Origin of the sequence: Bradyrhizobium sp. PMVTL-01, from assembly GCF_051861855.1 — a bacterium.
In the GTDB taxonomy this organism is placed as follows: Bacteria; Pseudomonadota; Alphaproteobacteria; order Rhizobiales; family Xanthobacteraceae; genus Bradyrhizobium.
On record NZ_CP193982.1, the window covers coordinates 7,898,082 to 7,920,290 of the forward strand.

Here is a 22,209-nt window from a genome sequence, read left to right on the forward strand (position 1 = left end):
GTGCACGCCTTTCGCCCGCTGCTTCGCAAATCCCTGTTCAACCTGTTCGCCGCGATCCTCGGTTGCGGCGCGCTGCTCGTCCCGCATTCGGCGAGCGCCGAAGCGCTGCTGCTGATCGAGGCGGACAGCGGCAAGGTTCTGCAGGCGGACAATGCGACCATTCCCTGGTATCCGGCCTCCGTCACCAAGATCATGACAGCCTATGTGACGCTAAAGGCGGTGAAGGACGGTAGGCTCACACTCGACACGCTGCTCACGGTGTCGCCGACGGCCGCCTCGCAATCGCCGTCGAAGATGGGGTTCCGCCCCGGAACGCAGGTCACCGTCGACAACGCCCTGAAGATGATGATGGTGAAGTCGGCGAACGACATGGCCGTGGTGCTCGCCGAAGGCGTCGGCGGCTCGATCGACGGCTTCTCGGCCATGATGAACGACACCGCGCAGAAGCTCGGCATGACGCAGACGAGCTACGTCAATCCGAACGGTCTGCCCGCCGACGGGCAGATCACCTCGGCCCGCGACCTCGGCATTCTCGCCCGCTCGTTCCTGCGCGACCTGCCCGAGTACGAATACTTCGTGCACATCCCGGCGATCCGCTTCGGCAAGCGCGTCACCGGCAATTTCAACAAGCTGATCGGCCGCTATCCCGGCGCCGACGGTTTCAAGACCGGCTTCATCTGCGCCTCGGGCTATAATCTCGTGGCCTCGGCGACGCGCAACGGACGGCGCCTGATCGCGGTGGTGCTGGGTGCGAACTCCGGCACCGCGCGCGCGGTGAAGGCGGCGCAGCTGCTCGAGCGCGGCTTCAGCCAGGACGGCCTCACCTGGCTCCGCCCGTCGCTTGGCACCGTCGACAGGCTGGTGCCGGTCGATGCCTCGCCACCGAACCTGCGCGACGAGATGTGCGGCGGTCATCGCAAGCGGCCGGCGAGCGACGACGACGACGCGCTGATCGCTGCCAATGGCGGCACGTCCGGGTCGGCCTCCGCGACCGGCGGTGAAGCCCAGGTGACCTTCTTCACGGCCGGCCTCCAGCCGCCTTTGATGAAGGCCTCCGAGCTGATGGCCTCGGCGCCGGCGGCGGCCGAGCCCGTGCTGGTCTATACCGGCCCGACCCGCACCGGCCCGGCTCTGATCGCGGCGGTCGCGGCCGATGCCGACCAGCAGGCGACGCCAAAGCCGCATGGCAAGAAGTCGCGCGTCGCCAAGAAGCCCGATGCAGCAGACAAACCCGCCGACAAGCCGAAGGACGCCAAGACGGCGGCGGCAAAGCCGGATGCCAAACCGGCCGACGGCAAGAGCGCAGCCAAGCCGGCTGGGACCAAGCATGCCGCAGCAAAGCCCGATGCAGCGGCAAAGACCGCCGCGAGCGGCGACCAGGCCGCAAAGCCCGCCAAGCCCAAGGCCGCAACCAAGCCTCCCGCCAAGCCGGCCAACAATAGTTAACGCGCCCGGCGAGGCTGAAACAGCGGCCCGCGCTTCGCACCTGCGGCAAGCGGGTTTGCGACGATTCCAGTAGCCACTCCCCGACCTTTGACCTAAGCCTCGACGGCTTGCCACCCGTTCCGGCAGGCTCGATACTGGCGGCAATGAGGCAAGCCCGAGACACAACGGGCTCTGGTAAATCGAGGGGAGTTTTCCATGGAGCGCATCTGGCTCAAGCAATATCCGCCCGGCGTGCCCGCCGACATCGAGCCGACGCAATACGCATCGCTGGTCGACCTGCTGGAGGAGAGCTTCACCAAGTTCGCCGACCGCAAGGCGTTCATCTGCATGGACAAGTCGATCAGTTATCGCGACCTCGACCAGATGTCGGTTGCGCTCGCCGCGTACTTGCAGGGACGCGGGCTGCAGAGCGGCGCGCGCGTCGCCATCATGATGCCGAACGTGCTGCAATATCCGGTCGCCACCGCCGCGGTGCTGCGCGCAGGCTTCGCCGTCGTCAACGTCAACCCGCTCTACACCCCGCGCGAACTCGAACATCAGCTCAAGGATTCCGGCGCCGAAGCCATCATCGTGCTGGAGAATTTTGCGCACACGGTCGAGCAGGTGATTGCCAGGACGCCGGTGAAGCACGTCGTCGTCGCCAGCATGGGCGACCTGCTCGGCTTCAAGGGCGTGATCGTCAATCTCGTCGTCCGCCGCGTCAAGAAGATGGTGCCGGCCTGGTCGCTGCCCGGCTCGGTGCCGTTCAACGACGCGCTGTCATCCGGCCGCGGCATGACGTTCAACAAGCCAAAACTGTCGCCGGGCGACGTCGCCTTCCTGCAATATACCGGCGGCACCACTGGCGTCTCCAAGGGCGCGACCCTGCTCCACCGCAACATCGTCGCCAACGTGCTGCAGAACGACGCCTGGCTGCAGCCGGCGCTCGCCGCACCGCCGCATGTCGAGCAGTTGATGATCGTCTGCGCGCTGCCGCTCTATCACATCTTCGCGCTGACGGCCTGCTACCTGCTCGCGGTGCGCGCCGGCGGCTGCAATCTCCTGATCCCGAACCCGCGCGACATCGCCGGCTTCGTCAAGGAGCTGGCGAAATACCAGGTCAACAGCTTCCCGGCCGTCAACACGCTTTACAACGGCCTGATGCACCATCCCGATTTCAAGAAGCTCGACTTCTCCAAGCTGAAGATCTCCAACGGCGGCGGCATGGCGGTGCAGCGCCCTGTCGCGGAGCAGTGGAAAGCGATGACGGGCTGCTTCATCGCCGAAGGCTACGGCCTGTCGGAGACCTCGCCGACGCTGACCTGCAACCCCGCGACCACGACCGAGTTCTCGGGATCGATCGGCATCCCCGTGCCCTCGACCTGGATCTCGATCCGCGACGATGACGGCAACGAAGTGCCGCTCGGCCAGGCCGGCGAGATCTGCGCCAAGGGCCCGCAGGTGATGTCGGGCTACTGGAACAGGCCGGAAGAGACCGCCAAGGTGATGACGGCGGACGGATATTTCCGCACCGGCGACATCGGCATCATGGACGAGAAGGGCTACATCAAGATCGTCGATCGCAAGAAGGACATGATCCTGGTCTCCGGCTTCAACGTCTATCCCAACGAGGTCGAGGAGGTGATCGCGAGCCATCCGGGCGTGCTCGAATGCGCCGTGATCGGCATCCCCGATTCCAAGTCGGGCGAGGCGGTGAAGGCCTTCGTGGTGAAGAAGGACCCGAACCTCACGGCGGAAGCCGTGATCAAGTTCTGTCACGAGCAGCTCACCGGCTACAAGGTGCCCAAGCACATCGAATTCCGCAACGACCTGCCGAAGACAAACGTCGGCAAGATCCTGCGCAGGCAGCTTCGGGACGAGAAAAAGGCGGAGGCGGCGTAAGGCAGCGTTGCTGGCCGTCCCGAACGGGCGCGCACCGGCGCGCCCGTTCGTCATAGCGAGCGCAGCGAAGCAATGACCAGAAATAAGCACCACGGCCTCATCACAGCGCGGTGAAGCCGTTTCCCTCCGGCGGTAAAATGCTCTAGAACAGCCCCCCAGCCCCTTTCCATGGAGAAACGACGATGGCGATCCAGACCGGCGACAAGCTGCCCGAGGCGAAATTCCGCGTAATGACGGCCGACGGCCCGCAGGTCAAGACCACCGACGATATCTTCAAGGGCAAGAAGGTGGCGCTGTTCGCCGTGCCCGGCGCCTATACCGGCACCTGCCACAAGATGCATCTGCCGAGCATCTTCCTGAACGCCTACGCCATCAAGGACAAGGGTGTCGACACCATCGCCATCGTCTCCGTCAACGACGCTTTCGTCATGAACGCCTGGAAGCGTGACACCGACCAGCGCGACGAAGCTGTCTTCCTCGCCGACGGCAACGCCGACTTCACCAAGGCGATCGGCATGGAGCTCGATGCCTCCGCCAACGGCCTCGGCATCCGCTCCAAGCGCTATTCGATGCTGGTCGAGGACGGCGTGGTGAAGAAGCTCAACCTCGAAGCCATGCCCGGCAAGGTCGAGGTCTCCGGCGGTGATACGCTGCTGGGGCAGCTGTAAGGCGGCCACCGCCTGCAGCCATTCACTCGGCCCCGTCCCGCCTGGTGCGCAATTGCGCACAAAGCCGGGATGACAACGGGGATTGGGGGCGCGCGATGACGGCACAAGCGAATGCGCCGCGCGGCCTACTCCGCCACACGCTGCTGCAACCGCGCCTTCGCGATCCCGTCGCGCGCCAGCTGATCGGCACGCTCGTTCTCGGGGTGACCGGCGTGGCCCTTGACCCAGTGCCAGCGCACCTCGTGCTGCTTCAAGGCGGCGTCGAGGCGCTGCCATAGCTCGACATTCTTCACCGGCTTCTTGTCGGCGGTGCGCCACCCGTTGCGCTTCCAGCCGAAGATCCAGCCGGTGATGCCCTGCCGGACATACTGGCTGTCGGTGTAGAGATCGACCGTGCACGGCTTCTTCAACGCCTCGAGCGCTGAGATCGCCGCCATCAGCTCCATCTGGTTGTTGGTGGTGTGACGTTCACCGCCGTTCAGCTCTTTTTCCTTGTCGCCGAACTTCAGGATCGCGCCCCAGCCGCCGGGCCCCGGATTTCCCGAGCAGGCCCCATCCGTATAGATCGTGACGACCGGCTTTTCGCTCACGCGACCAATCCTGACGGCATCAGCCCGTAATCGCGCACGCTCGATACGCTCTGATGGAAGCGCAGCTTGCGGACATATTCCAAGGGATCCTTCGGCTTGACCAGCGCGCCGGGCGGCACGTTGAGCCAGTCCACCAGCCGCGTCAGCAGGAAGCGGATCGCAGCACCGCGCGCCAGCAGCGGCAGCGCCGTCTCTTCCGCCTCGGAGAGCTTGCGCACGCGGCCATAGGCATTGAGGAAGGCGCGCGCCTTGGTCACGTTGAAGGAGTGATCCGGCTCGAAGCACCAGGCGTTGAGGCAGATCGCGACGTCATAGGCCAGCATGTCGTTGCAGGCGAAGGTGAAGTCGATGATGCCGGAGAGCTTGTCGCCGAGGAAGAAGGCGTTGTCGTTGAAGAGGTCGGCGTGGATCACACCCTCGGGCAGGTTGGTCGGCCAGATCCCGCTCGCGAGATGATCGAGCTCGGCGGCGAGAAAGGCGCGCAGGCCGGGCTGCACCTCGTCGGCCCGGTTTGCCGCCGCGTCGAACAGCGGCCGCCAGCCCGCAACCGACAGCGCATTGGCACGCCGAACCGCGAAATTGGCGCCGGCCAGATGCATCCGCGCCAACCCATCGCCGACGCCGGCGCAATGGGTCGCGTTCGGCTTGCGCGGCCAGACGCCCTCGAGAAAGGTGATGATCGCGGCGGGCCGGCCCGACAATTCGCGCAGCGCCTCGCCGTCCCGTCCCTTCACCGGCAGCGGGCAATTGACGCCATGCTCGGCCAGATGCGTCATCAGCGCGAGGAAGAACGGCAGATCGTTCTTCGCCACGCGTTTCTCGTAGAGCGTGAGGATGAACGACCCCTGGCTGGTGTGCAGCAGGAAGTTGGAATTCTCGACGCCCTCGGCAATGCCCTTGTAGGATAGCAGTTCGCCGAGATCGTATTGCTTCAGGAAATCCGCAAGCTCGTCGGCGGCGACGTCGGTGTAGACCGCCATATGGGTCTACTCGGCGGCAGCTTCGGGGCGCACCTGACGCGGCAGCGGGAAGAACTCGTTCTCCTCCGCGGCCGAGACCGTCTCCACATGCAGGGTGTAGCGCTCGGCGAACGCGTCCATGATCTCCTCGACGATCACTTCCGGCGCGGAAGCGCCCGCGGTGATGCCGAGGCTCGTGATGTTGCCGAACTTGCCCCAGTCGATGTCGGCGGCGCGCTGCGCCAGCACCGCGATCCTGCAGCCCTCGCGCTCGGCGACCTCACGCAGGCGCTGCGAGTTCGACGAATTGGGAGCACCGACGACGATGAGCGCGTCCACCACCGGCGCCACCTTCTTCACCGCGAGCTGGCGGTTGGTGGTGGCGTAGCAGATGTCTTCCTTGTGCGGGCCGTTGATGTTCGGGAAGCGCTCCTTGAGCAGCGCGACGATCTCCGCGGTATCGTCGATCGACAGCGTGGTCTGGGTCACGAAGGCGAGGTTATCGGGGTCCTTCGGCCTGATGGTCTTGGCGTCCTCGGCGGTCTCGATCAGCGTCACGGCGCCGGGCGGAAGCTGGCCGAGCGTGCCGACCACCTCCGGATGATGGGAATGGCCGATCAGGAAGATCTCGCGGCCGCGCTTGAAGTGGATCGCGGCCTCGCGGTGCACCTTGGTCACCAGCGGGCAGGTCGCGTCCAGCGAAAACAGATTGCGGGACTGGGCGTCGGCCGGAACCGATTTCGGCACGCCATGGGCCGAGAACACCACCGGTGCGGTGGTATTCTCCGGGATTTCGGCCAGTTCCTCGACGAAGATGGCGCCCTTCTTCTTCAACCCATCGACGACGTACTTGTTGTGCACAATCTCATGGCGAACATAGACGGGCGCGCCGTACTTATCGAGCGCCCGTTCCACGGTGTCGATCGCCCGCACCACCCCCGCACAGAAGCCGCGGGGAGAACAAAGCACGATCTTGAGGTCTGGTTTGGCTGACATTGGGCGATCTCGGGACCGAATCACCTCGCCAAATGGGGCGGGAAGCGGTCGGATGGATGAATAGGGCTTAGGTACGGGCTTACGGGACTGCAGAGGGAATTGGGCCCCCTTTCGGGCGCTGTCAAGGCACTATCTATAGCAGAACCATTGCGTGGCCAGCCCCTCCGGGCTTATATAGCGCGAATTCCCTGTCATCGCTGATGACCACCGGTTTCGCCTCCAGAGGGGTGGGCGAAGCACAAAGGAGATTTGCCATGAGCAACGCACCTCTGATGCCCAAGGCGACCGCCGTCTGGCTGCTCGATAACACCGCGCTGACCTTCGACCAGGTCGCCGATTTCACCAAGATGCACCCCCTCGAGGTGCGCGCCATCGCCGACGGCGACGCCGCCCAGGGCATCAAGGGCATGGATCCCCTCTCCAATGGCCAGCTCACCCGCGAAGAGATCGAGCGGGGTGAGAAGAACCCGGATTACCGGCTTCGCCTCCAGGAGAGCAAGGTGGTGCTGCCGCCGCAGCCCAAGCGCAAGGGCCCGCGCTACACCCCGGTCTCACGCCGCCACGAGCGTCCGAGCGCGATCCTCTGGCTGCTGCGCAGCCATCCCGAACTCAAGGACGCCCAGATCATGCGCCTGGTCGGCACCACCAAGAGCACCATCGCCAGCGTGCGCGACCGCACCCACTGGAACACCTCCCAGCTGACCCCGATCGATCCCGTCACCCTTGGCCTCTGCTCGCAGATCGAGCTCGATTTCGAAGTGCAGCGCGCGGCGAAGGAAAAGCCGATCGACGCGGCCTATGGCGGCGCCACCCTGCTGCCGGCCTCCGAGACCACCCGCAAGGACGAATACGAGCCGGCGGAAAAGTCCAGCGACGACCTCAACGTCGACGCCGTGTTCGCCAAGCTGAAGACGCTCGGCGGCAAGAAGCAGGACGAAGAAGAGTAAGGCTCCGCTCTTCGTTCGCGATCGAACAAAATCAAAATGCGGCAGGAAAACCTGCCGCATTTTTGTTTGGTCGGCAATGCATCCGGGCTACGGACCGAACTGCGCCTACGGCCGCACCGGATTGTTCAGCATGTATTCGCCGAGGTCGCGCTGACGGCGGTCGGCGCGCGCGGCGGCAGCGTTGCGCTGGACGTCGCGGTCCTTGCGGCAGGCCACGTATTCCGGCGAGCCCTGGGCGTAGCCGCGGCTCTGGCACACCGCGTCGTCATCGTCGCCGCCCATCGCCACCGGCGTCTGGTAGCGCGCCGAGCAGGCGGAGAGAGCGATGGCGAGCAGGGAGATGGCCCCGTACTGCGCGAGCTTGGCTAACATTGTCGGTCCTGTCTCATTCGTCATTGCCGGGCTTGACCCGGCAATCCATCGAAATCAAGGCAATTGATTGCTCATTGATGGATGGCTGGGTCAAGCCCGGGCATGACGATCGAAGAGCAAGACCTCACACCCTTCCCTTCAGCGCCTCGCCGATCTCGTCCAGCACCTTGGGATCCTCGATCGTCGCCGGCATGGTCCACGCCTCGCCGTCGGCGATCTTCTTGATGGTGCCGCGCAGGATCTTGCCGGAGCGCGTCTTGGGCAGTCGGCCCACGGTGATGGCGAGCTTGAAGGCGGCGACCGGACCGAGCTTGTCGCGCACCAGCGCGATGATCTCCTTCTCGATCTCGGCAGGGGCGCGCTTCACGCCGGCCTTGAGCACCAGGAAGCCGCAGGGCACCTCGCCCTTGATCGCGTCCTTGACGCCGAGCACGGCGCATTCGGCGACATCGGGATGCGAGGCCAGGATCTCCTCCATGCCGCCGGTCGACAGGCGGTGGCCGGCGACATTGATGATGTCGTCGGTGCGGCCCATGACGAAGACATAGCCGTCCTCGTCCTTGTAGCCGGCGTCGGAAGTTTTGTAGTAGCCGGGGAATTCGCTCAAATAAGCTTCCTTGAAGCGCGCGTCCTGATTCCACAGCGTCGGCAGGCAGCCCGGCGGCATCGGCAGTTTTATCACGATCGAGCCCATGGTGTTCGCAGGCACCGGCTTCGCTGCCTCATCCACCACGTCGACCTGGTAGCCCGGCATCGGCACCGTCGGCGAGCCGTGCTTCACCGACAGCATTCCGAGGCCCACCGGATTGCCGGCGATGCACCATCCGGTCTCGGTCTGCCACCAATGGTCGATGACGGGCACCTTCAGCTGCTGCTCCGCCCATTCCACCGTCGGCGGATCGGCGCGCTCGCCGGCGAGGAACAGCGTGCGGAATTTGGACAGGTCATATTGCCTGATGAACTTCCCGTCCGGATCCTCTTTCCGGATCGCCCGGAACGCGGTGGGCGCGGTGAACAAGGCGACCGCCTTGTGCTCGCTGATGACCCGCCAGAACGCGCCGGCATCGGGCGTGCCGACCGGCTTGCCCTCGTACATGATCGAGGTCGCGCCATGCAGCAGCGGGCCATAGATGATGTAGCTGTGGCCAACCACCCAGCCGATGTCGGAGCCGCACCACCAGACTTCGCCCGGCTTGACGCCATAGAGGTTGAACATCGACCATTTCACCGCAACGAGATGGCCACCATTGTCGCGCACGACGCCCTTGGGAATGCCCGTCGTGCCCGAGGTGTAGAGGATATAGAGCGGATCGGTCGCGGCCACGGGAACGCAAGGGGCCTTCTTGCCGTCGTTGATCGCCTTGCGGCGCAGGCTCGCCCAATCATAGTCGCGGCCGGGCGTGAGATCGCAGGTGAACTGCGGACGCTGCAGCACGATGCAGGCCTTCGGCTTGCTGCCGGCAAGCTTGATCGCCTCGTCGAGCAGCGGCTTGTACTGCACGATGCGGCCGGGCTCGATGCCGCAGCTCGCCGACAGGATCAGCTTGGGCTGCGCATCGTCGATGCGGGTGGCGAGCTCCTTCGCGGCAAAGCCGCCGAACACCACGGAGTGCACCGCGCCGATGCGTGCGCAGGCGAGCATGGCGACCACCGCCTCCTGCACCATCGGCATGTAGAGGATGACGCGGTCGCCCTTGGCGACGCCGAAATCCTGCATGATGGCGCCAAGCGCCTGCACCTCGCCGAGCAGCTCGGCATAGGTCAGTTTGGTGATCGAGTTCGTGAGCGGCGAATCGTGGATCAGCGCGACCTGGTCGGCGCGGTCGCCTTCGACATGGCGGTCGAGCGCGTTGTAGCAGGTGTTGACGACGCCGCCGGCGAACCAGCGGCCATAGGGTCCCTGCGAGGCATCGAAGACCTTTTTCGGCCGCTCGATCCAGTCGATCTCCCTGGCCGCCTCGCCCCAGAAGCCCTCGGGATCGGCCAGCGAGCGCGCATGGACCTCATGATAACGACTCTTTCCCTGGACGTTCATTCCCGCGCTCCCGTTCCCTTTATGGCCTGGCCTGACCCTTGTGGCAGGACAGGCGTCCCGCCATGACCAGGATCAATCGCCGGCCTTGTTTGGGGGCTATTTTCCCGGGAACGGGCCGCGGTTCAAGCCGAAAAGGATGGTGTCCTTCCCCTCTCCCCGCTTGCAGGGAGAGGGTCGGGGTGAGGGGAAGTCTCCCCGGAGACGGCGGCAGTTGGACTCGCGGAGACTCGAACCCCGCCTCAGCTCTCGATCGCGTTCAGCTTCCGCAGCCGCTCCTGCATGACCTTCTTCAGATCGTAGCCGGGACGACGGAAGCTTGCACCGCGCGTGACGAGGAAATCGCGCTGGGACTTGCGCAGACCCTCCGCCGAGCGCTTGCTCGCGGATTTCAGCACGCGCTCGTAGGCCTCGGCGATCTGGCGGTCGAGCACGCCGAGGTGCGGATCGGCGCAGATCACCTTCTCGACCTCGCGCTTGGCGGAGGCGCAGTCGAACGATGGGTCGCTGGCAGCGGCGTTCAGCACACGGGCCGGCTCGCCGCCGAATTTTGCGATCTCGGCGATCATCGCGCGGCGGCCGTTGAGCGCGTTCTCATTGGCGGGATCGAGCCGCAACGTCGCCTCGTAGTCGGCCAGCGCCTTCTTGCGCTCGCCCATCTTCTTGTAGAGCACGGCGCGGTTGTTGTAGGTCTTGGCAAAATCCGGATCGAGTTTCAGCGCGTCATTGTAGTCCGACAGCGCAGCACCGAGCTCGCCCTTGAACTGGTAGGAGTCGCCGCGGTTGGTCAGGAAGTTCACCCGCTGCTCGAGACGGATCGCCTGATCGTAATCGGCGATCGCCTTGTCGTACTCCTTCATGGCGGCATAGGTGAGACCGCGATTGTCGAAATACTCCGGCACCTTCGGATCGAGCCGGATCGCCTCGCTGTCGTCTGCGATCGCCTTGTCGAGCTGGCCGAGCTTCTTGTAGGCGGCGCCACGATTGGTGTAACTGCGCGCCCGGTTCGGATCGAGCCGCAGCGCCTCACTGAGGTCAGCGACGGCCTTGTCGTAGTCACCGCGCAGATAGAAAGTCGCGCCGCGGTCCGACCAGGCCTGGGCGGAATCCGGCTTCAGCTTGATGGCCTGATCGTAGTCTGCAATGGCGCGGTCGAAGCGATGCTGGTTGGTGTAGACGACGCCGCGCAGCTCGTAGGATTCCGCATCCTGTGGATCGATCTCGATCGCCTTGGTCAGATCTGCCGCCGCCCGGTTGAGGTCACCGCCGGCCTCACGCAAGAGGTCGCCGCGCACGCGCCAGGCCCTTGCGTTCTTGCCGTCGAGCGCGATGGCGCGGTCTAGATCGCTCAGCGCCTGCGACTGGCCTCCGGAGGTTCGCGCATTGGCTTCGGCGCGAGCGACGAGGGCCATGGAGCGTTCAGACGCCGGATTTGCCGTCTGGTCGATGATGGCGCCGCACGCGGAGATCAGTTCCGCGGTAGCAGCCTTGCTGCCCGGCACGCAATCCGTGCCGGCAGAAGCCGGACCGATCAGGGTCAGGCCCATAGCCGCACCGAGGAAGAAGGCGCGGAGCCAGATATTGTCAAACGGGGGCATTTGCGCGGAAGAATGCGTGCCGCACATCGTGAAGGCTCCGTGACATCAGGTTTTCACCATTGTCGCGGCGGGTGAGGATTGGGTTCAATTCACGCCGTAAGGGGCGCACGAGCGCCTGCTCCCTCGTCCGCTTGCGGGGAGAGGGCTGGGGTGAGGGGGGCTCTCCCCAAACGAGGTGGCAGCTGGATTCGCGGAGACTCCCCTCACCCGGAATTCGCGCTTCGCTCGCATTCCGGCCTCTCCCCGCACGCGGGCAGAGGCGAAGATCCTCAATACCCGTCCACCCCGTTGATCTGTTGCAGCCTGTCCTGCATCGCCTTCTTCAGATCATAGCCCGGCCGGCCGTATCCGGTGTTCCTGCGCGCGATGAAATCGTCCTGCTCGCGCTGGATCTTCCGCGCCTCCGCCGGGCTCTGGGCCTCGCGGACGGCGCGCAGATGCGAGCCATAGATCTCGCGGTCGAGATCGGCGAGCTCGCGGTTGCCGCAGATCGCCTTCTCCACGGCGCGGCCTGCGCGCGCGCAGTTGAAGCTGGGCCTGCCCGCGACCGCCATCTGCGCGCCGATGCGCTCGAGCTCTCGCGCCATCGCCTTGTGATTGGCCTTGGCCTTCTCGTGGTTCGGATCGATCTTGAGCGCGGCGCCGAAGTCCTGCACCGCCCTCGGCCTGTCGCCCTTCTTCAGCCAGAGTTCGCCGCGCGCGTTGAAGATGTCGGCGAGCGTGGGGTCGAGCAGAAGAGCGCGGCTGTCGTCGGCAATCGCACGTTCGATCTGGTCGTGCCGCGCATGGAGCGCGCCGCGCGCGATCAGCGCTCTGACCAGGTCCGCCTTCGCCGCCTTCTCGTTGTCGATCACGGCGGCGCAGGCGGAATTCGCCTTGTCGATGTCGTCGGCCGCGGTGGCCGCGAGGCAAGCCGCGATATCGACCTGCGTGACAGCCGCCGGCTCGCCGCCGGTCGCGGCATGGACCGCGCCGATCGGAAGCGCCGAGAGCGCTGCGGCAGCCGACCATTGGACGAGTTTTTGAAAACGCATGCTTGTTGCAGTCGGAAGTCTTGCTTCACTCTTGCCTTGGGACTCTTGCCTTGGGGCCGCGTTATCCATCATACGGCCGGATTGGTGCTAGCTTGTGGCACCAATCGGTCTCGGGGACTATCGTGTCGACATTCGAATGGATCATCGCCCTGCTGCTTGGCGCCGTTGCCTTATCGGCGCTGGCGCGGCGGATCAAGGTCCCCTACCCGACCTTTCTCGCCATCGGCGGCGCCCTGATCGCTTTCGTTCCGAACAGTCCGAGCTGGGCGCTGGAGCCGGACCTCGCATTGGCGCTTTTTGTCGCACCGGTCCTGCTCGATGCCGCTTTCGACACCTCGCTGCGCGACCTGCGCCACAACTGGGTTCCGGTCTCCACCCTGGTCGTCGCCGCCGTCGGCCTGACCACGGCGGGCGTCGCCTTCGTCGCGCACCGGTTGACGCCCGACATGCCATGGGCCGCCGCGGTTGCGCTCGGCGCCATCGTGGCGCCGCCGGATGCGGCTGCCGCGGTCGCGATCCTGAGCCAGGTGAAGCTGCCCCATCGCATGGTGAAGGTGCTGGAGGGCGAAAGCCTGCTCAACGATGCGAGCGCGCTCCTGATCTACCGCATCGCGGTCGGCGCGGTCGCAACCGAGCATCTGACATGGAGCCAGGTCGCGCCGACCATGGCCCTGGCGCTGGTCGGCAGCGTCATCGCCGGCCTGCTCGCAGCCCGCCTCATTGCGCCCGTCATGGAGCGCGTGACGGAAGCCCCGAGCGCGATCATCGTTCAGTTCGCCACCACCTTCATGATCTGGATCGGTGCCGAGCATCTCGGCCTGTCCGGCATCCTCACCATCGTGATCTACGCCATTTCCCTCGCGCGCACAGCGCCGGCGCGCATCCCGGCCCGCCTGCGAGTACCGTCCTATGCGGTGTGGGAGACGATGGTGTTCGTGCTCAACGTGCTGGCCTTCATGCTGATCGGCATGCAGATGCGGCCGATCTGGACACGGCTCGATGCCGACGTGCGCTGGGAATATTGCGTGGCTGCGGCCTGGATCCTGCTCACGGTGGTCCTGGTCCGGCTGTTCTGGGTGACGTTCTATCGCACGACGTTGCGCGTGCTGATCGCGCACAACCTGTACCATCCCAGGGATCCGAAGCAGGTGGCCTCGCCGAAAGGCGGCCTCATCATCTCCTGGTGCGGCATGCGCGGCCTCGTCACGCTCGCCACCGCGTTCGCGCTGCCGGAGAATTTTCCCTATCGCGACTTCATCGTCTTCATCGCCTTTGCCGTTGTGCTGGGGTCGCTCATCATCCAGGGTCTGACGCTGCGGCCGCTGATCCTCACCCTCGACCTCAAGGACGACGATCCCGTCGGCATCGAGGTCGCGCGCGGTCGCGCGGTCGCCTATCGCGCGGCGCTCGATGCAATCGAGAGCGATCCGTCGGAGGAAGCGGAAATCCTGCGGCTCGAATATCGAGCCATCCTGATGCAGACCGAGACCGATCCGAACGGCGGCATCGCCAACGGCGAATTGCCCGCCGATCCCCTGCGCCGCCGCGCCATCGAGGCCGCGCGCAAATCCATCTTCGACCTTCGTGCCACCGAGGTGATCGGCGACGACGCGTTCCACCGGCTCGAGGAGGAGCTCGACCGCGCAGAACTGAGCGCTGGCGGTTAACCTCCGCTGTCGTCCCGGACAAGCGCGCCTAAAGCGCGCGTAGATCCGGGACCCATGGCCACGAAATCATGCTTGTCGAAGACTCGGAGTTGCCAGCGAGCGATACAACTACCTCTTGCGATTAGGGTCCCGGATCTGCGCTTACGCTTGTCCGGGACGACACCGGACGGTGCACGGGGGGACTTTGAACCAAACACCGTCTCTCCAGACTCATCCCTGATGACAACCCTGATCGACGACCGTCGTGTACGCGCGCGTGATGCGTCGCCTGCACGATATTTTTATTTCCACATGGCCCTGGCCTGCGCGGCGACGGCCTTTCTCGGTTTCGCACCGACCTATTGGATGCCGCTCGTCCACCGGACATTCTCCGCAAGCCCGGTGATTCATTTCCACGGATTGTTGTTCTTCACATGGTCTCTCTATTTCGTGCTCCAGACCTGGCTCGCGGGCTCGGGCCGCGTGGTCAATCACCGCTCGGTCGGCATCGTCGGCGTGTCGATCGCGACCGCAATGACGATCTTCGGCTTCCTCGCCTCGGTGACGTCAATGAAGCACGCGGCCGCGCTCGGACAGACCGACGCGGGCATCTCGTTCTCGATCGTGCCGATGAGCGGGATTGCGTTCTTCGCAATCGTCTTCGTGCTCGCCGTCATGAACACACGCAAGCCCGAGATTCACAAGCGCCTGATGCTGCTCGCCGCAGTCTCGATCCTCGACGCCGCGATCGCGCGCTGGTTCCTCACCTTCCTCGCGCCTCCCGGACCGCCCGGCCCGCCGCCGGTGCCCGTGACGATCGCGCCGGCCGTGGTTGCGTCGCTCCTGCTCGTCGTCGCCATGGTGCGCGACTGGCGCGCGGAGGGCCGGGTTCATCCGGTCTACATTTACGGCACGCTCGCGCTGCTGGCGGTGAAGGTGCTGAACTGGCCGATCAGCGAGACAACCGCGTGGCACGCCTTTGCCGGCGGGGTTCTGGCGCTGGCGCAGTAACTCTGTAGCGGCAACGCCAAAGTGACCCCGTCACCCTGAGGTGGCCGCTTCTTCAGCAGCCCTCGAAGGGCGACGGCCCGGCTACATCGGGGCCGTTCATCCTTCGAGGCTCCCCGCGCGCGACGCTCTGCACCGCGCGCTTCGCACCTCAGGATGACGGAGTTGGTTGAAGTGCGTTATGCCCCCGCCTTGCAGGTAATCCCGCCGTCCACCACCAGCTCGATCCCCGTCACGTATTTCGACTCGTCCGACGCCAAAAACAGCGCGGCGTTGGCGACGTCGAAGGCGTCGCCCATGTGGCCCATCGGCACCTGGGCGTCGCGCGCGCGCCACATCGCTTCGACATCGCCCTTGGCGTAGCTGGCCGCAAGGCCCGCGGAGTGTTCGACCATCGGCGTCTTCATCAGGCCGGGCAGGATCGCGTTGACGCGCACATGATGGCGCGCGAACTCGATCGCCGTGGTGCGCGTCATCTGGTTCATCGCCGCCTTGGAGGTGCCGTAGGTGACGTAGGAGATGCCCATGTGGCGGATCGAGGCGATCGAGGAGATGTTGATGATTGAGCCGCCGCCCTGCTTCACCATCACGGGAATGACGTGCTTCATGGCGAAATAGGCACTCTTGAGGTTGACGCTGAAGACGCGGTCCCAGCTTTCCTCGGTGACCTCGACCACGCTGCCCATCTCGGCGATGCCGACATTGTTGTCGAGCACGTCGATGCGGCCATAGGCCTTCAGGCACGCCGCGACCATGGCCTCGATCTCGGCAGGACGCGAGACGTCGGCCGTGAACGCCGTCGCCTTGCCGCCTTCGCCGGTGATGATCTTCGCGGTCTCCTCGGCAGCAGTGCCGTTGCGGTCGACACAAAACACCTGCGCGCCCTCGCGCGCAAAGGTCACCGCGGTCGCCTTGCCGTTGCCCCAGCCCGGTCCGATCGAGCCGGCCCCCACCACCATCGCAACCTTGCCCTTGAGCCGATCCATCGCGTGTCTCCCTTATTTCTATCGTTGTTCGCAGATGCTCATTCTGGTGACGTTAGCACCGATCGGATGCCCGACAATCTCCGACAACGTCCGGCACGCCCCCTCATGACAAAGCCGCCATTCCCCGGCCGCGCCGGAATTGCCGAGCACCACTTCCGGCATCGGCGCGCGGTTCGGTTGCCATTGAAACCAGCCATCGACCAGCCGCGCCTCGGCCGGCGGCTCCATGCCGGGGCCGGTGCCCTTGACCCGGGCCTGCACCAGTTCGAGGCCGGCGGGCGTCAGGCACCAGTCCTCCTGCCACTCGACCTTCGCGATCGAATGCGTCCATGCGAGCGTGAACGCGGACAGCGCCAGCGCCTTTACACCGCCGGCTGTTGCCAGGCAGAGGTTCACACCGCCTCGACCGGCGCCGGCGGCCGCTGCCGCCATTGCCACAGCGCGAGCGCGGCGGACAGCACGAAGCCCACGGTGTCGCTGACGGCGAAGTCGCCGAGCAGGCAGAACGCGGCGCCGAGCGCGACGAGGCGTTCGAGCAGCGTCAGCCGCGTGAACAGGAAACCGATCGCGACCATGCCGAACAGGCCGATCGCCACCAGCGCCTTGACGGTCGCGAGCGCCACCGCGCCGTAGAAGCCGAGCTTTGCCGCCATGGGATCGCCGGCTTGCAGCATCAACGCCGGCGAATAGACGAAGATGAAGGGTATGACGTAGCCGGCGAGCGCGATGCGCATCGCCTCCCAGCCGATCTTGTCCGGATTCTCCTTTGCGATCGGCGCCGCCGCGAGGGCGGCGAGCGCCACCGGCGGCGAGAGGTCGGCCATGATGCCGTAGTAGAACGCGAACATGTGGCTCGCGATCAAGGGCACGCCGAGCTTGGCGAGGGCCGGCGCGGCAAGCGCGGCGGTGATGATGTAAGTCGGGATGGTCGGGATGCCGGTGCCGAGCAGGATCGACAGCAACATGGTCATGACCAGCGCCAGGAACAGGCTCTTCTCGCCAAGCCCGATCACCCAGCTGCCGAAGATGGTGCCGACGCCGGTCTGCGACATCATGCCGATGATGACGCCGACGATGGCGCAGGCCATGCCGACGGTGATGGCGGATTTTGCGCTCTCGGCCAGCGCATCGCGGCACTCACGCAAGGCCTTGAAGCCGCCGCGGATGAAGGCGGTGATCACGATCAGGCCAACGACGACGCTCGCCACCGGCACGATCTGGAGGCCGTCACGCGACAGCGCGGCAACGACCAGCGCGAGGCCGATCCAGAAGACATATCGTACCACCATCGAGGAGGCGCCCGTCGTGATGGCGGTGCCCAGGATCAGCGTCACCGTGAGCGCGAGGCCCATGCTGCCCGCATAGAGCGGCGTGAAGCCTTCGAACAGCATGTAGACGAGCGCTGCGAGCGGCAGCACGAGATACCAGCGCGTCACCAGCGCTTTCCAGGCGCTCGGGATCTCCGAGCGCTTCATGCCGACGAGACCATGCTTGCCGGCTTCCAGATGCACCATCCAGAACGCGGAGGCGAAATAGAGGATCGCGGGAATCGCGGCGGCCTTGACGATCTCCGAATATTGGACGCCGAGCGTCTCCGCCATGATGAAGGCGACCGCGCCCATCACCGGCGGCATGATCTGGCCGCCCATCGAGGCGGTGGCTTCGACGCCGGCGGCGAAGGCGCGGCGATAGCCGAACTTGATCATCAGGGGAATGGTGAACTGGCCGACGGTGACGACGTTGGCGACACCCGAGCCGGAGATCGTGCCCATCATGCCCGAAGCGAACACCGCGACCTTGGCCGGTCCGCCGCGGGTGCGGCCGAACAGGCCGAGCGAGACGTCGGTGAAGAGCTGGATCATGCCGGCGCGCTCCAGGAACGAGCCGAACAGGATGAACAGGAAGATGTAGGTCGCCGAGACGTAGATCGGCACGCCGTAGAAGCCTTCGGTGCCGAACGACAGATGCGTGACGATTTGATCGAAATCATAGCCGCGATGGTTCAGCGGCGACGGAAGGTATTGCCCGAAGAACCAGTAGAGCAGGCAGGCGCCGCACATCAGCGGCAGCGCCGCGCCCATCAGGCGCCGCGTCCCCTCGAAGATCAGCACGGCGAGCAGCGTGCCCACCGCAAGGTCGAGCTTCGTCGGATCGCCGTCACGCGCGATCAGATCGGCGTAGAAGATCCATTGGTAGAGACCGCAGAAGAAGCCGGCGGCGCCGATCACCCATCCCAGCGCGCGGCCGAAATTGCTCTTCGCCGTGAAATTGGCGATCAGGCCGAAGGTGAGCAGAACGAGGAAGCCGACATGGACGCCGCGCACCACTTGGCTCGGCAGATAGTTGAAGGCCGCGACATAGAGCTGGAAGGTCGCAAAGGCGATGCCGATCCAGTAGGCGAGCGTGCCCCACCAGCCCGGGCCAAAACCTTCCGGAAATCCGTGCTCGAAATTGTCGAACTCGACCTTGATGGGCTCTTGAGTGCCCTCAGCCTGCAACATCGATATGTCCCCGCGCCCTGAATACGTCATGCCCGGGCTTTACCCGGGCATCCATCGACAGACGACTCTTTGAGGATGGATGGCCGGTCAAGCCTGGCCATGACACCTTTATTGCTTGATCAGCCCTTTTTCCTTGTAATAGCGGATCGCGCCAGGATGCAGCGGAACCGGACTGCCGATGGCGGCCGTCTCGAGCTTGATCTCCTTGCCGGCCGCGTGCGCATTCTGCAGTTCCGGCAGCGACTCGTAGACCAGTTTGGTCATCTGATAGGCGAGGTCGTCGGAGACGGCGGAGCTGGTCACGAGATAATTGACCACGGCCGCGGTGGGCACGTCCTTGTCCTGCCCGGTATAGGTGTTGGCGGGAATGGTCGCCGAGATGAAGGGCGGGCCGATCTTGTCGACGGTCTCCTTCGGCACCGACACTACCGTGATCGGGCTCGAGGTCGAGAGATCCTTCAGCGAGGCGACGCCGAGGCCGGCCGATTGCAGCGTCGCACCCAGCTGGCGGTTCTTCATGAGATCGACCGATTCGGCGAACGGAAGGTATTCGACCTTGCCGAGATCCTTGTAGCTCATGCCGGCGGCGGCCAGGATGGCGCGGGAGTTCAGCTCGGTGCCGGACTTCGGCGCGCCGACCGACAGGCTCTTGCCCTTGAGGTCCGCGAGCGTCTTGATGCCGCTCTCTGCCGTGGCGACGATCTGGATGTAGTTCGGATAGATCGCGCCGATGGTCCGGAGCTTGTCGAGCTTGGTCTTGAAGCCCGCCTCCTCCTCGCCGTCCCAGGCCGCTTTCAGCGAGTCACCGAGCGTGAACGCCAGCTCGCCGCGGCCCTGCTGCAGCAGGATCAAATTCTCGACCGACGCCTTGGTGGCCTGCACCTGGGTCTTCACGTTCGGAATCTTGTCGCCGTAGATCTTCCCGATCGCGACCCCGAGCGGATAGTAGACCCCGGAGGTGCCGCCGGTCAGCACATTGATGAAGGATTGCGCCTGCGCGCAAGGTGCCGACGCCGCCAGAGCAAGAGCCGCGGCCACGCCGAAGAACGTCCGTTTCATGATTTCCGTACTCCCCAAACCGGCGGCGAAATTGGCCGGACGTGGGATGCGGGTCAACCCATCCGAAAGGCAAAACAGGACTGCGGTAAACAGTCGTTCCGGCTGGACTTTGGGGAACCGGGCGGGTGCGGCGAGGTGGCGCAGCCGCCCGCAGCACATCCTCGAGACGCCCGCTTAACGGCGGGCCGCCCTCAGGATGAGGACGGAGTGCGTGGCAACAATTTCCACAAGCAAAGTTGCCGCCCAGCCTCCTCCCGAGGAGACCGCGGTGCGGTCGTCTCGAGGCGCACGCGCAGGCCCCCGCAAGCGGAGAGGGAGTGCACCGTCAAACGGTTACTGGAACGTCATGTCCAGGCACTTGGAGATGTCGGAGCCGAGCCCGGAGGAGATGATGATGCAGCCGCGCACTTTCTGCGCGGTGACGTCGGCGGCCCAAACCGAGTAGCCGCCGGGACCGAAAAAGGAGTTGGTGTTCGGCGGCTCGGTCTCGGTGGCGTCGAAATCGTACTTGCCGTCGGTCTCGAAGATGCGCGGCTTCTTGGTGCAGCCGCCGTCGGTCTGGACGTTGATGACCTCCTTGTTGTCCCGGGTCAGCGCCAGCGAAACCTGGCAGCGGAAATATTCCGAGGTCCTGGTGTTGAAGAGATAGGTGTAGGACTTGCAGGTCGCCGTGTTGAGCTTGCCCGGAGCAAGGCCGCGGCTGCAGGAAATCCGCTGGTTGTGGCTGAGCTGGTAGTCGTCGGCCTGGGCAGGCGGCGCCAGCGCCGTCAGCGACAATGCAGCAGCCCAGCAAAGTTTGATCACATGGCGCATCCGAATCATCCCCACCAATATTTTTGTCGAATTGCGTTCTAGACGGAAAGCGGAACATAGTCGCGAGGGGACGAAGGGAAAATCACAAACCGCTGGGCGAGACGTGATGCGCCGCGGCGCTTTCGCGAATTGACCCGGAAATACCGTTCGTGATTTGTTCAAAAGGACATCCCGAGGATGGAAGCATGGCATTTTCACTGAAGACATTTGCAATCGCAGCCGCGCTCGCGGCACTCGCAGCTCCCGCATGGGCGCAATCTCAGCCGACGCCCTGGGAGCTCAAGCCCGACACGGGCTACGCCTATGACAAGGACGGCAAGACCTATTCCTACAAGATGGGCACCAGCAATGCCGGCGAGCTCTTGAAGGGCGCCAAGAAGGTGCCCAGGGGCACGCTGTTCTTCATCGGCCACAACGGCCAGCTCTACATGCGCAGCGGCCCGTATCTGGAAGGCGACGGCAAGTTCAAGTTCGGCCCGGATCAGTAGGAGCCGCCGTCACGGTGCGCTCCCCGTTCTCTCTCCACGCATGAGATTGTCGAGGCACCTGTAACCCTCACCCGGACTGCATCTGACGATGCAATCCGGACTCTCCCCGCAAGTGGGGAGAGGTGAAGAAAGCGGCAGCGCCTAGAGCGGTTCACGGATTTATTGAATCGGAAGGGATTCCGGGTCTGGGACGAATATGATTCAAGATGCTGGCTGGGCTGGAGGCCAGCATCCGATGGTCCGACCAATTTCCAACGATTTGCGTAAGCGTGCGGTATCCGCTGTTGCCAAAGGTGAGAGCTGCCGATCTGTGGCGGAACGGTTTGGCGTTGCTGTCTCGTCAGTTGTGAAGTGGTCACAGCGTTATCGAACGACCGGCTCGGTAGCGCCTGGCAAGATGGGTGGTCACCGCAAGCCTGTGCTTGATCCGCACCGCGCCTTCATCGTCGAGCGGATCACTCAGACGCCGCACCTGACGCTGCATGGTCTGAAGGCGGAACTGGCAGCCCGTGGGGTCAAGGTCTCACACAATGCGGTCTGGCTGTTCCTGCGCCGGGAAGGGCTGCGGTTCAAAAAAAACACTGTTCGCCCTCGAACAGGCTCGCGCCGACGTCTCTCGTAGGCGCTTGCGTTGGCGAGCCTGGCAGGCCGGGCTCGATCCGGGCCGGCTCGTCTTCATCGATGAGACCTGGATCAAGACCAACATGGCCCCTTTGCGAGGCTGGGGACCCAAAGGGGCGCGCCTGCGCGGCTTCGCTCCGCACGGTCACTGGCGTACCCTCACATTCCTCGGCGCGCTCCGCCATGACCAACTCACGGCACCCTGCGTCTTCGATGGCCCGATCAACGGTGAATGCTTCCGTGGTTACGTAAAGCACATTCTCCTGCCAACCCTGCGTGAAGGCGACATCGTCATTCTCGACAATCTCGGAAGCCATAAGTCGAAAGCCGTCAGGCAAATGATCAAGGCTGCTGGCGCCAGACTCTGGTACCTGCCGCCATACTCGCCCGACCTCAACCCAATCGAACAGGCCTTCTCCAAGATCAAACACTGGATGCGGCAAGCTCAGAAGCGCTCAATCGAGGAGACTTGGCGCCATATCGGTCACCTCGTCCAAGACATCCAGCCTCGCGAATGCGCCAACTACTTCGCCAGCGCCGGTTATGCTTCAATCAAAATGTGAA

20 protein-coding genes are annotated in these 22,209 nt (G+C 64.7%); 8 read left to right on the forward strand and 12 right to left on the reverse strand.

Annotated elements, in window-relative coordinates:
• The 3 genes from ACRQ5Q_RS38085 to ACRQ5Q_RS38095 all read left to right on the forward strand — a co-directional run bounded on the left by ACRQ5Q_RS38085 (position 1) and on the right by ACRQ5Q_RS38095 (position 3,995).
• Positions 1-1,446, forward strand: a complete 1,446-nt coding sequence (locus ACRQ5Q_RS38085) for a D-alanyl-D-alanine carboxypeptidase family protein (protein WP_439394930.1) — start codon at positions 1-3, stop codon at positions 1,444-1,446.
• 195 nt (positions 1,447-1,641) lie between these two features.
• Positions 1,642-3,327 carry a long-chain fatty acid--CoA ligase gene (locus ACRQ5Q_RS38090; protein ID WP_439394931.1) on the forward strand — a complete coding sequence of 562 codons (1,686 nt, stop codon included), beginning with the start codon at positions 1,642-1,644 and terminating at the stop codon, positions 3,325-3,327.
• A 182-nt stretch (positions 3,328-3,509) separates the two neighbouring features.
• Entirely contained in the window at positions 3,510-3,995 is a 486-nt protein-coding gene (locus ACRQ5Q_RS38095) for a peroxiredoxin (RefSeq protein WP_027575420.1), read from the forward strand.
• A 125-nt stretch (positions 3,996-4,120) separates the two neighbouring features.
• Here ACRQ5Q_RS38095 and rnhA read toward each other — a convergent pair whose 3' ends face one another.
• Genes rnhA through ispH form a run of 3 tightly spaced genes read right to left on the reverse strand, consistent with a single transcriptional unit; the run spans position 4,121 to position 6,540 of the window.
• On the reverse strand, positions 4,121-4,585 hold the full coding sequence (gene rnhA / locus ACRQ5Q_RS38100; protein ID WP_260386696.1) for a ribonuclease HI: 465 nt from the start codon (positions 4,583-4,585) through the stop codon (positions 4,121-4,123).
• Positions 4,582-5,565 (reverse strand): homoserine kinase, encoded by a 984-nt coding sequence (locus tag ACRQ5Q_RS38105; protein WP_439394932.1) that lies wholly within the window; start codon positions 5,563-5,565, stop codon positions 4,582-4,584. Before ACRQ5Q_RS38105 ends, rnhA begins: the two co-directional genes overlap by 4 nt.
• A gap of 6 nt (positions 5,566-5,571) precedes the next feature.
• Positions 5,572-6,540, reverse strand: a complete 969-nt coding sequence (gene ispH / locus ACRQ5Q_RS38110) for a 4-hydroxy-3-methylbut-2-enyl diphosphate reductase (RefSeq protein WP_439371429.1) — start codon at positions 6,538-6,540, stop codon at positions 5,572-5,574.
• Positions 6,541-6,794: 254 nt separating this feature from the next.
• Between ispH and ACRQ5Q_RS38115 the strand changes: the two genes are divergently transcribed.
• On the forward strand, positions 6,795-7,487 hold the full coding sequence (locus ACRQ5Q_RS38115; protein WP_439371430.1) for a DUF1013 domain-containing protein: 693 nt from the start codon (positions 6,795-6,797) through the stop codon (positions 7,485-7,487).
• A 105-nt stretch (positions 7,488-7,592) separates the two neighbouring features.
• Here ACRQ5Q_RS38115 and ACRQ5Q_RS38120 read toward each other — a convergent pair whose 3' ends face one another.
• The 4 genes from ACRQ5Q_RS38120 to ACRQ5Q_RS38135 all read right to left on the reverse strand — a co-directional run bounded on the left by ACRQ5Q_RS38120 (position 7,593) and on the right by ACRQ5Q_RS38135 (position 12,523).
• Positions 7,593-7,859 carry a hypothetical protein gene (locus ACRQ5Q_RS38120; protein ID WP_439375728.1) on the reverse strand — a complete coding sequence of 89 codons (267 nt, stop codon included), beginning with the start codon at positions 7,857-7,859 and terminating at the stop codon, positions 7,593-7,595.
• A gap of 124 nt (positions 7,860-7,983) precedes the next feature.
• Entirely contained in the window at positions 7,984-9,894 is a 1,911-nt protein-coding gene (locus ACRQ5Q_RS38125; RefSeq protein WP_439394934.1) for a propionyl-CoA synthetase, read from the reverse strand.
• Between the two features lie 239 nt (positions 9,895-10,133).
• The gene (locus ACRQ5Q_RS38130; RefSeq protein WP_439394936.1) at positions 10,134-11,516 is read right to left on the reverse strand and encodes a tetratricopeptide repeat protein; all 1,383 of its coding nucleotides are present in this window, start codon (positions 11,514-11,516) and stop codon (positions 10,134-10,136) included.
• Positions 11,517-11,758: 242 nt separating this feature from the next.
• Entirely contained in the window at positions 11,759-12,523 is a 765-nt protein-coding gene (locus tag ACRQ5Q_RS38135; RefSeq protein ID WP_439371433.1) for a hypothetical protein, read from the reverse strand.
• Between the two features lie 122 nt (positions 12,524-12,645).
• Between ACRQ5Q_RS38135 and ACRQ5Q_RS38140 the strand changes: the two genes are divergently transcribed.
• Both ACRQ5Q_RS38140 and ACRQ5Q_RS38145 read left to right on the forward strand, forming a co-directional pair.
• Positions 12,646-14,190: a cation:proton antiporter gene (locus ACRQ5Q_RS38140; RefSeq protein WP_439394937.1), complete on the forward strand. Its 1,545-nt coding sequence runs from the start codon at positions 12,646-12,648 to the stop codon at positions 14,188-14,190.
• A 219-nt stretch (positions 14,191-14,409) separates the two neighbouring features.
• Entirely contained in the window at positions 14,410-15,180 is a 771-nt protein-coding gene (locus tag ACRQ5Q_RS38145; protein ID WP_439371434.1) for a hypothetical protein, read from the forward strand.
• A gap of 176 nt (positions 15,181-15,356) precedes the next feature.
• Here the strand turns inward: ACRQ5Q_RS38145 and ACRQ5Q_RS38150 are convergent, their stop codons facing one another.
• From ACRQ5Q_RS38150 to ACRQ5Q_RS38170, 5 genes are all read right to left on the reverse strand, one after another.
• Positions 15,357-16,163: an SDR family NAD(P)-dependent oxidoreductase gene (locus tag ACRQ5Q_RS38150; protein ID WP_128919295.1), complete on the reverse strand. Its 807-nt coding sequence runs from the start codon at positions 16,161-16,163 to the stop codon at positions 15,357-15,359.
• Between the two features lie 18 nt (positions 16,164-16,181).
• A complete protein-coding gene (locus ACRQ5Q_RS38155) occupies positions 16,182-16,595 on the reverse strand; it encodes a DUF1850 domain-containing protein (RefSeq protein ID WP_439371436.1) in 414 nt (137 codons plus the stop codon).
• On the reverse strand, positions 16,556-18,664 hold the full coding sequence (locus ACRQ5Q_RS38160) for a TRAP transporter permease (RefSeq protein WP_439371437.1): 2,109 nt from the start codon (positions 18,662-18,664) through the stop codon (positions 16,556-16,558). The genes ACRQ5Q_RS38155 and ACRQ5Q_RS38160 overlap by 40 nt, the downstream gene beginning before the upstream one ends.
• A gap of 108 nt (positions 18,665-18,772) precedes the next feature.
• Positions 18,773-19,723: a TAXI family TRAP transporter solute-binding subunit gene (locus tag ACRQ5Q_RS38165; protein WP_439371438.1), complete on the reverse strand. Its 951-nt coding sequence runs from the start codon at positions 19,721-19,723 to the stop codon at positions 18,773-18,775.
• 333 nt (positions 19,724-20,056) lie between these two features.
• On the reverse strand, positions 20,057-20,536 hold the full coding sequence (locus ACRQ5Q_RS38170) for a hypothetical protein (RefSeq protein WP_439371439.1): 480 nt from the start codon (positions 20,534-20,536) through the stop codon (positions 20,057-20,059).
• A 185-nt stretch (positions 20,537-20,721) separates the two neighbouring features.
• Between ACRQ5Q_RS38170 and ACRQ5Q_RS38175 the strand changes: the two genes are divergently transcribed.
• Together ACRQ5Q_RS38175 and ACRQ5Q_RS38180 are read left to right on the forward strand one after the other, a co-directional pair.
• On the forward strand, positions 20,722-21,024 hold the full coding sequence (locus tag ACRQ5Q_RS38175; protein WP_439371440.1) for a hypothetical protein: 303 nt from the start codon (positions 20,722-20,724) through the stop codon (positions 21,022-21,024).
• A gap of 235 nt (positions 21,025-21,259) precedes the next feature.
• A protein-coding gene (locus tag ACRQ5Q_RS38180) for an IS630 family transposase (protein WP_439368321.1) occupies positions 21,260-22,208 on the forward strand; the annotation gives its coding sequence in 2 pieces (ribosomal slippage) (positions 21,260-21,595 and positions 21,597-22,208; 948 coding nt in all).
• The last annotated feature ends 1 nt before the right edge of the window (position 22,209 follow it).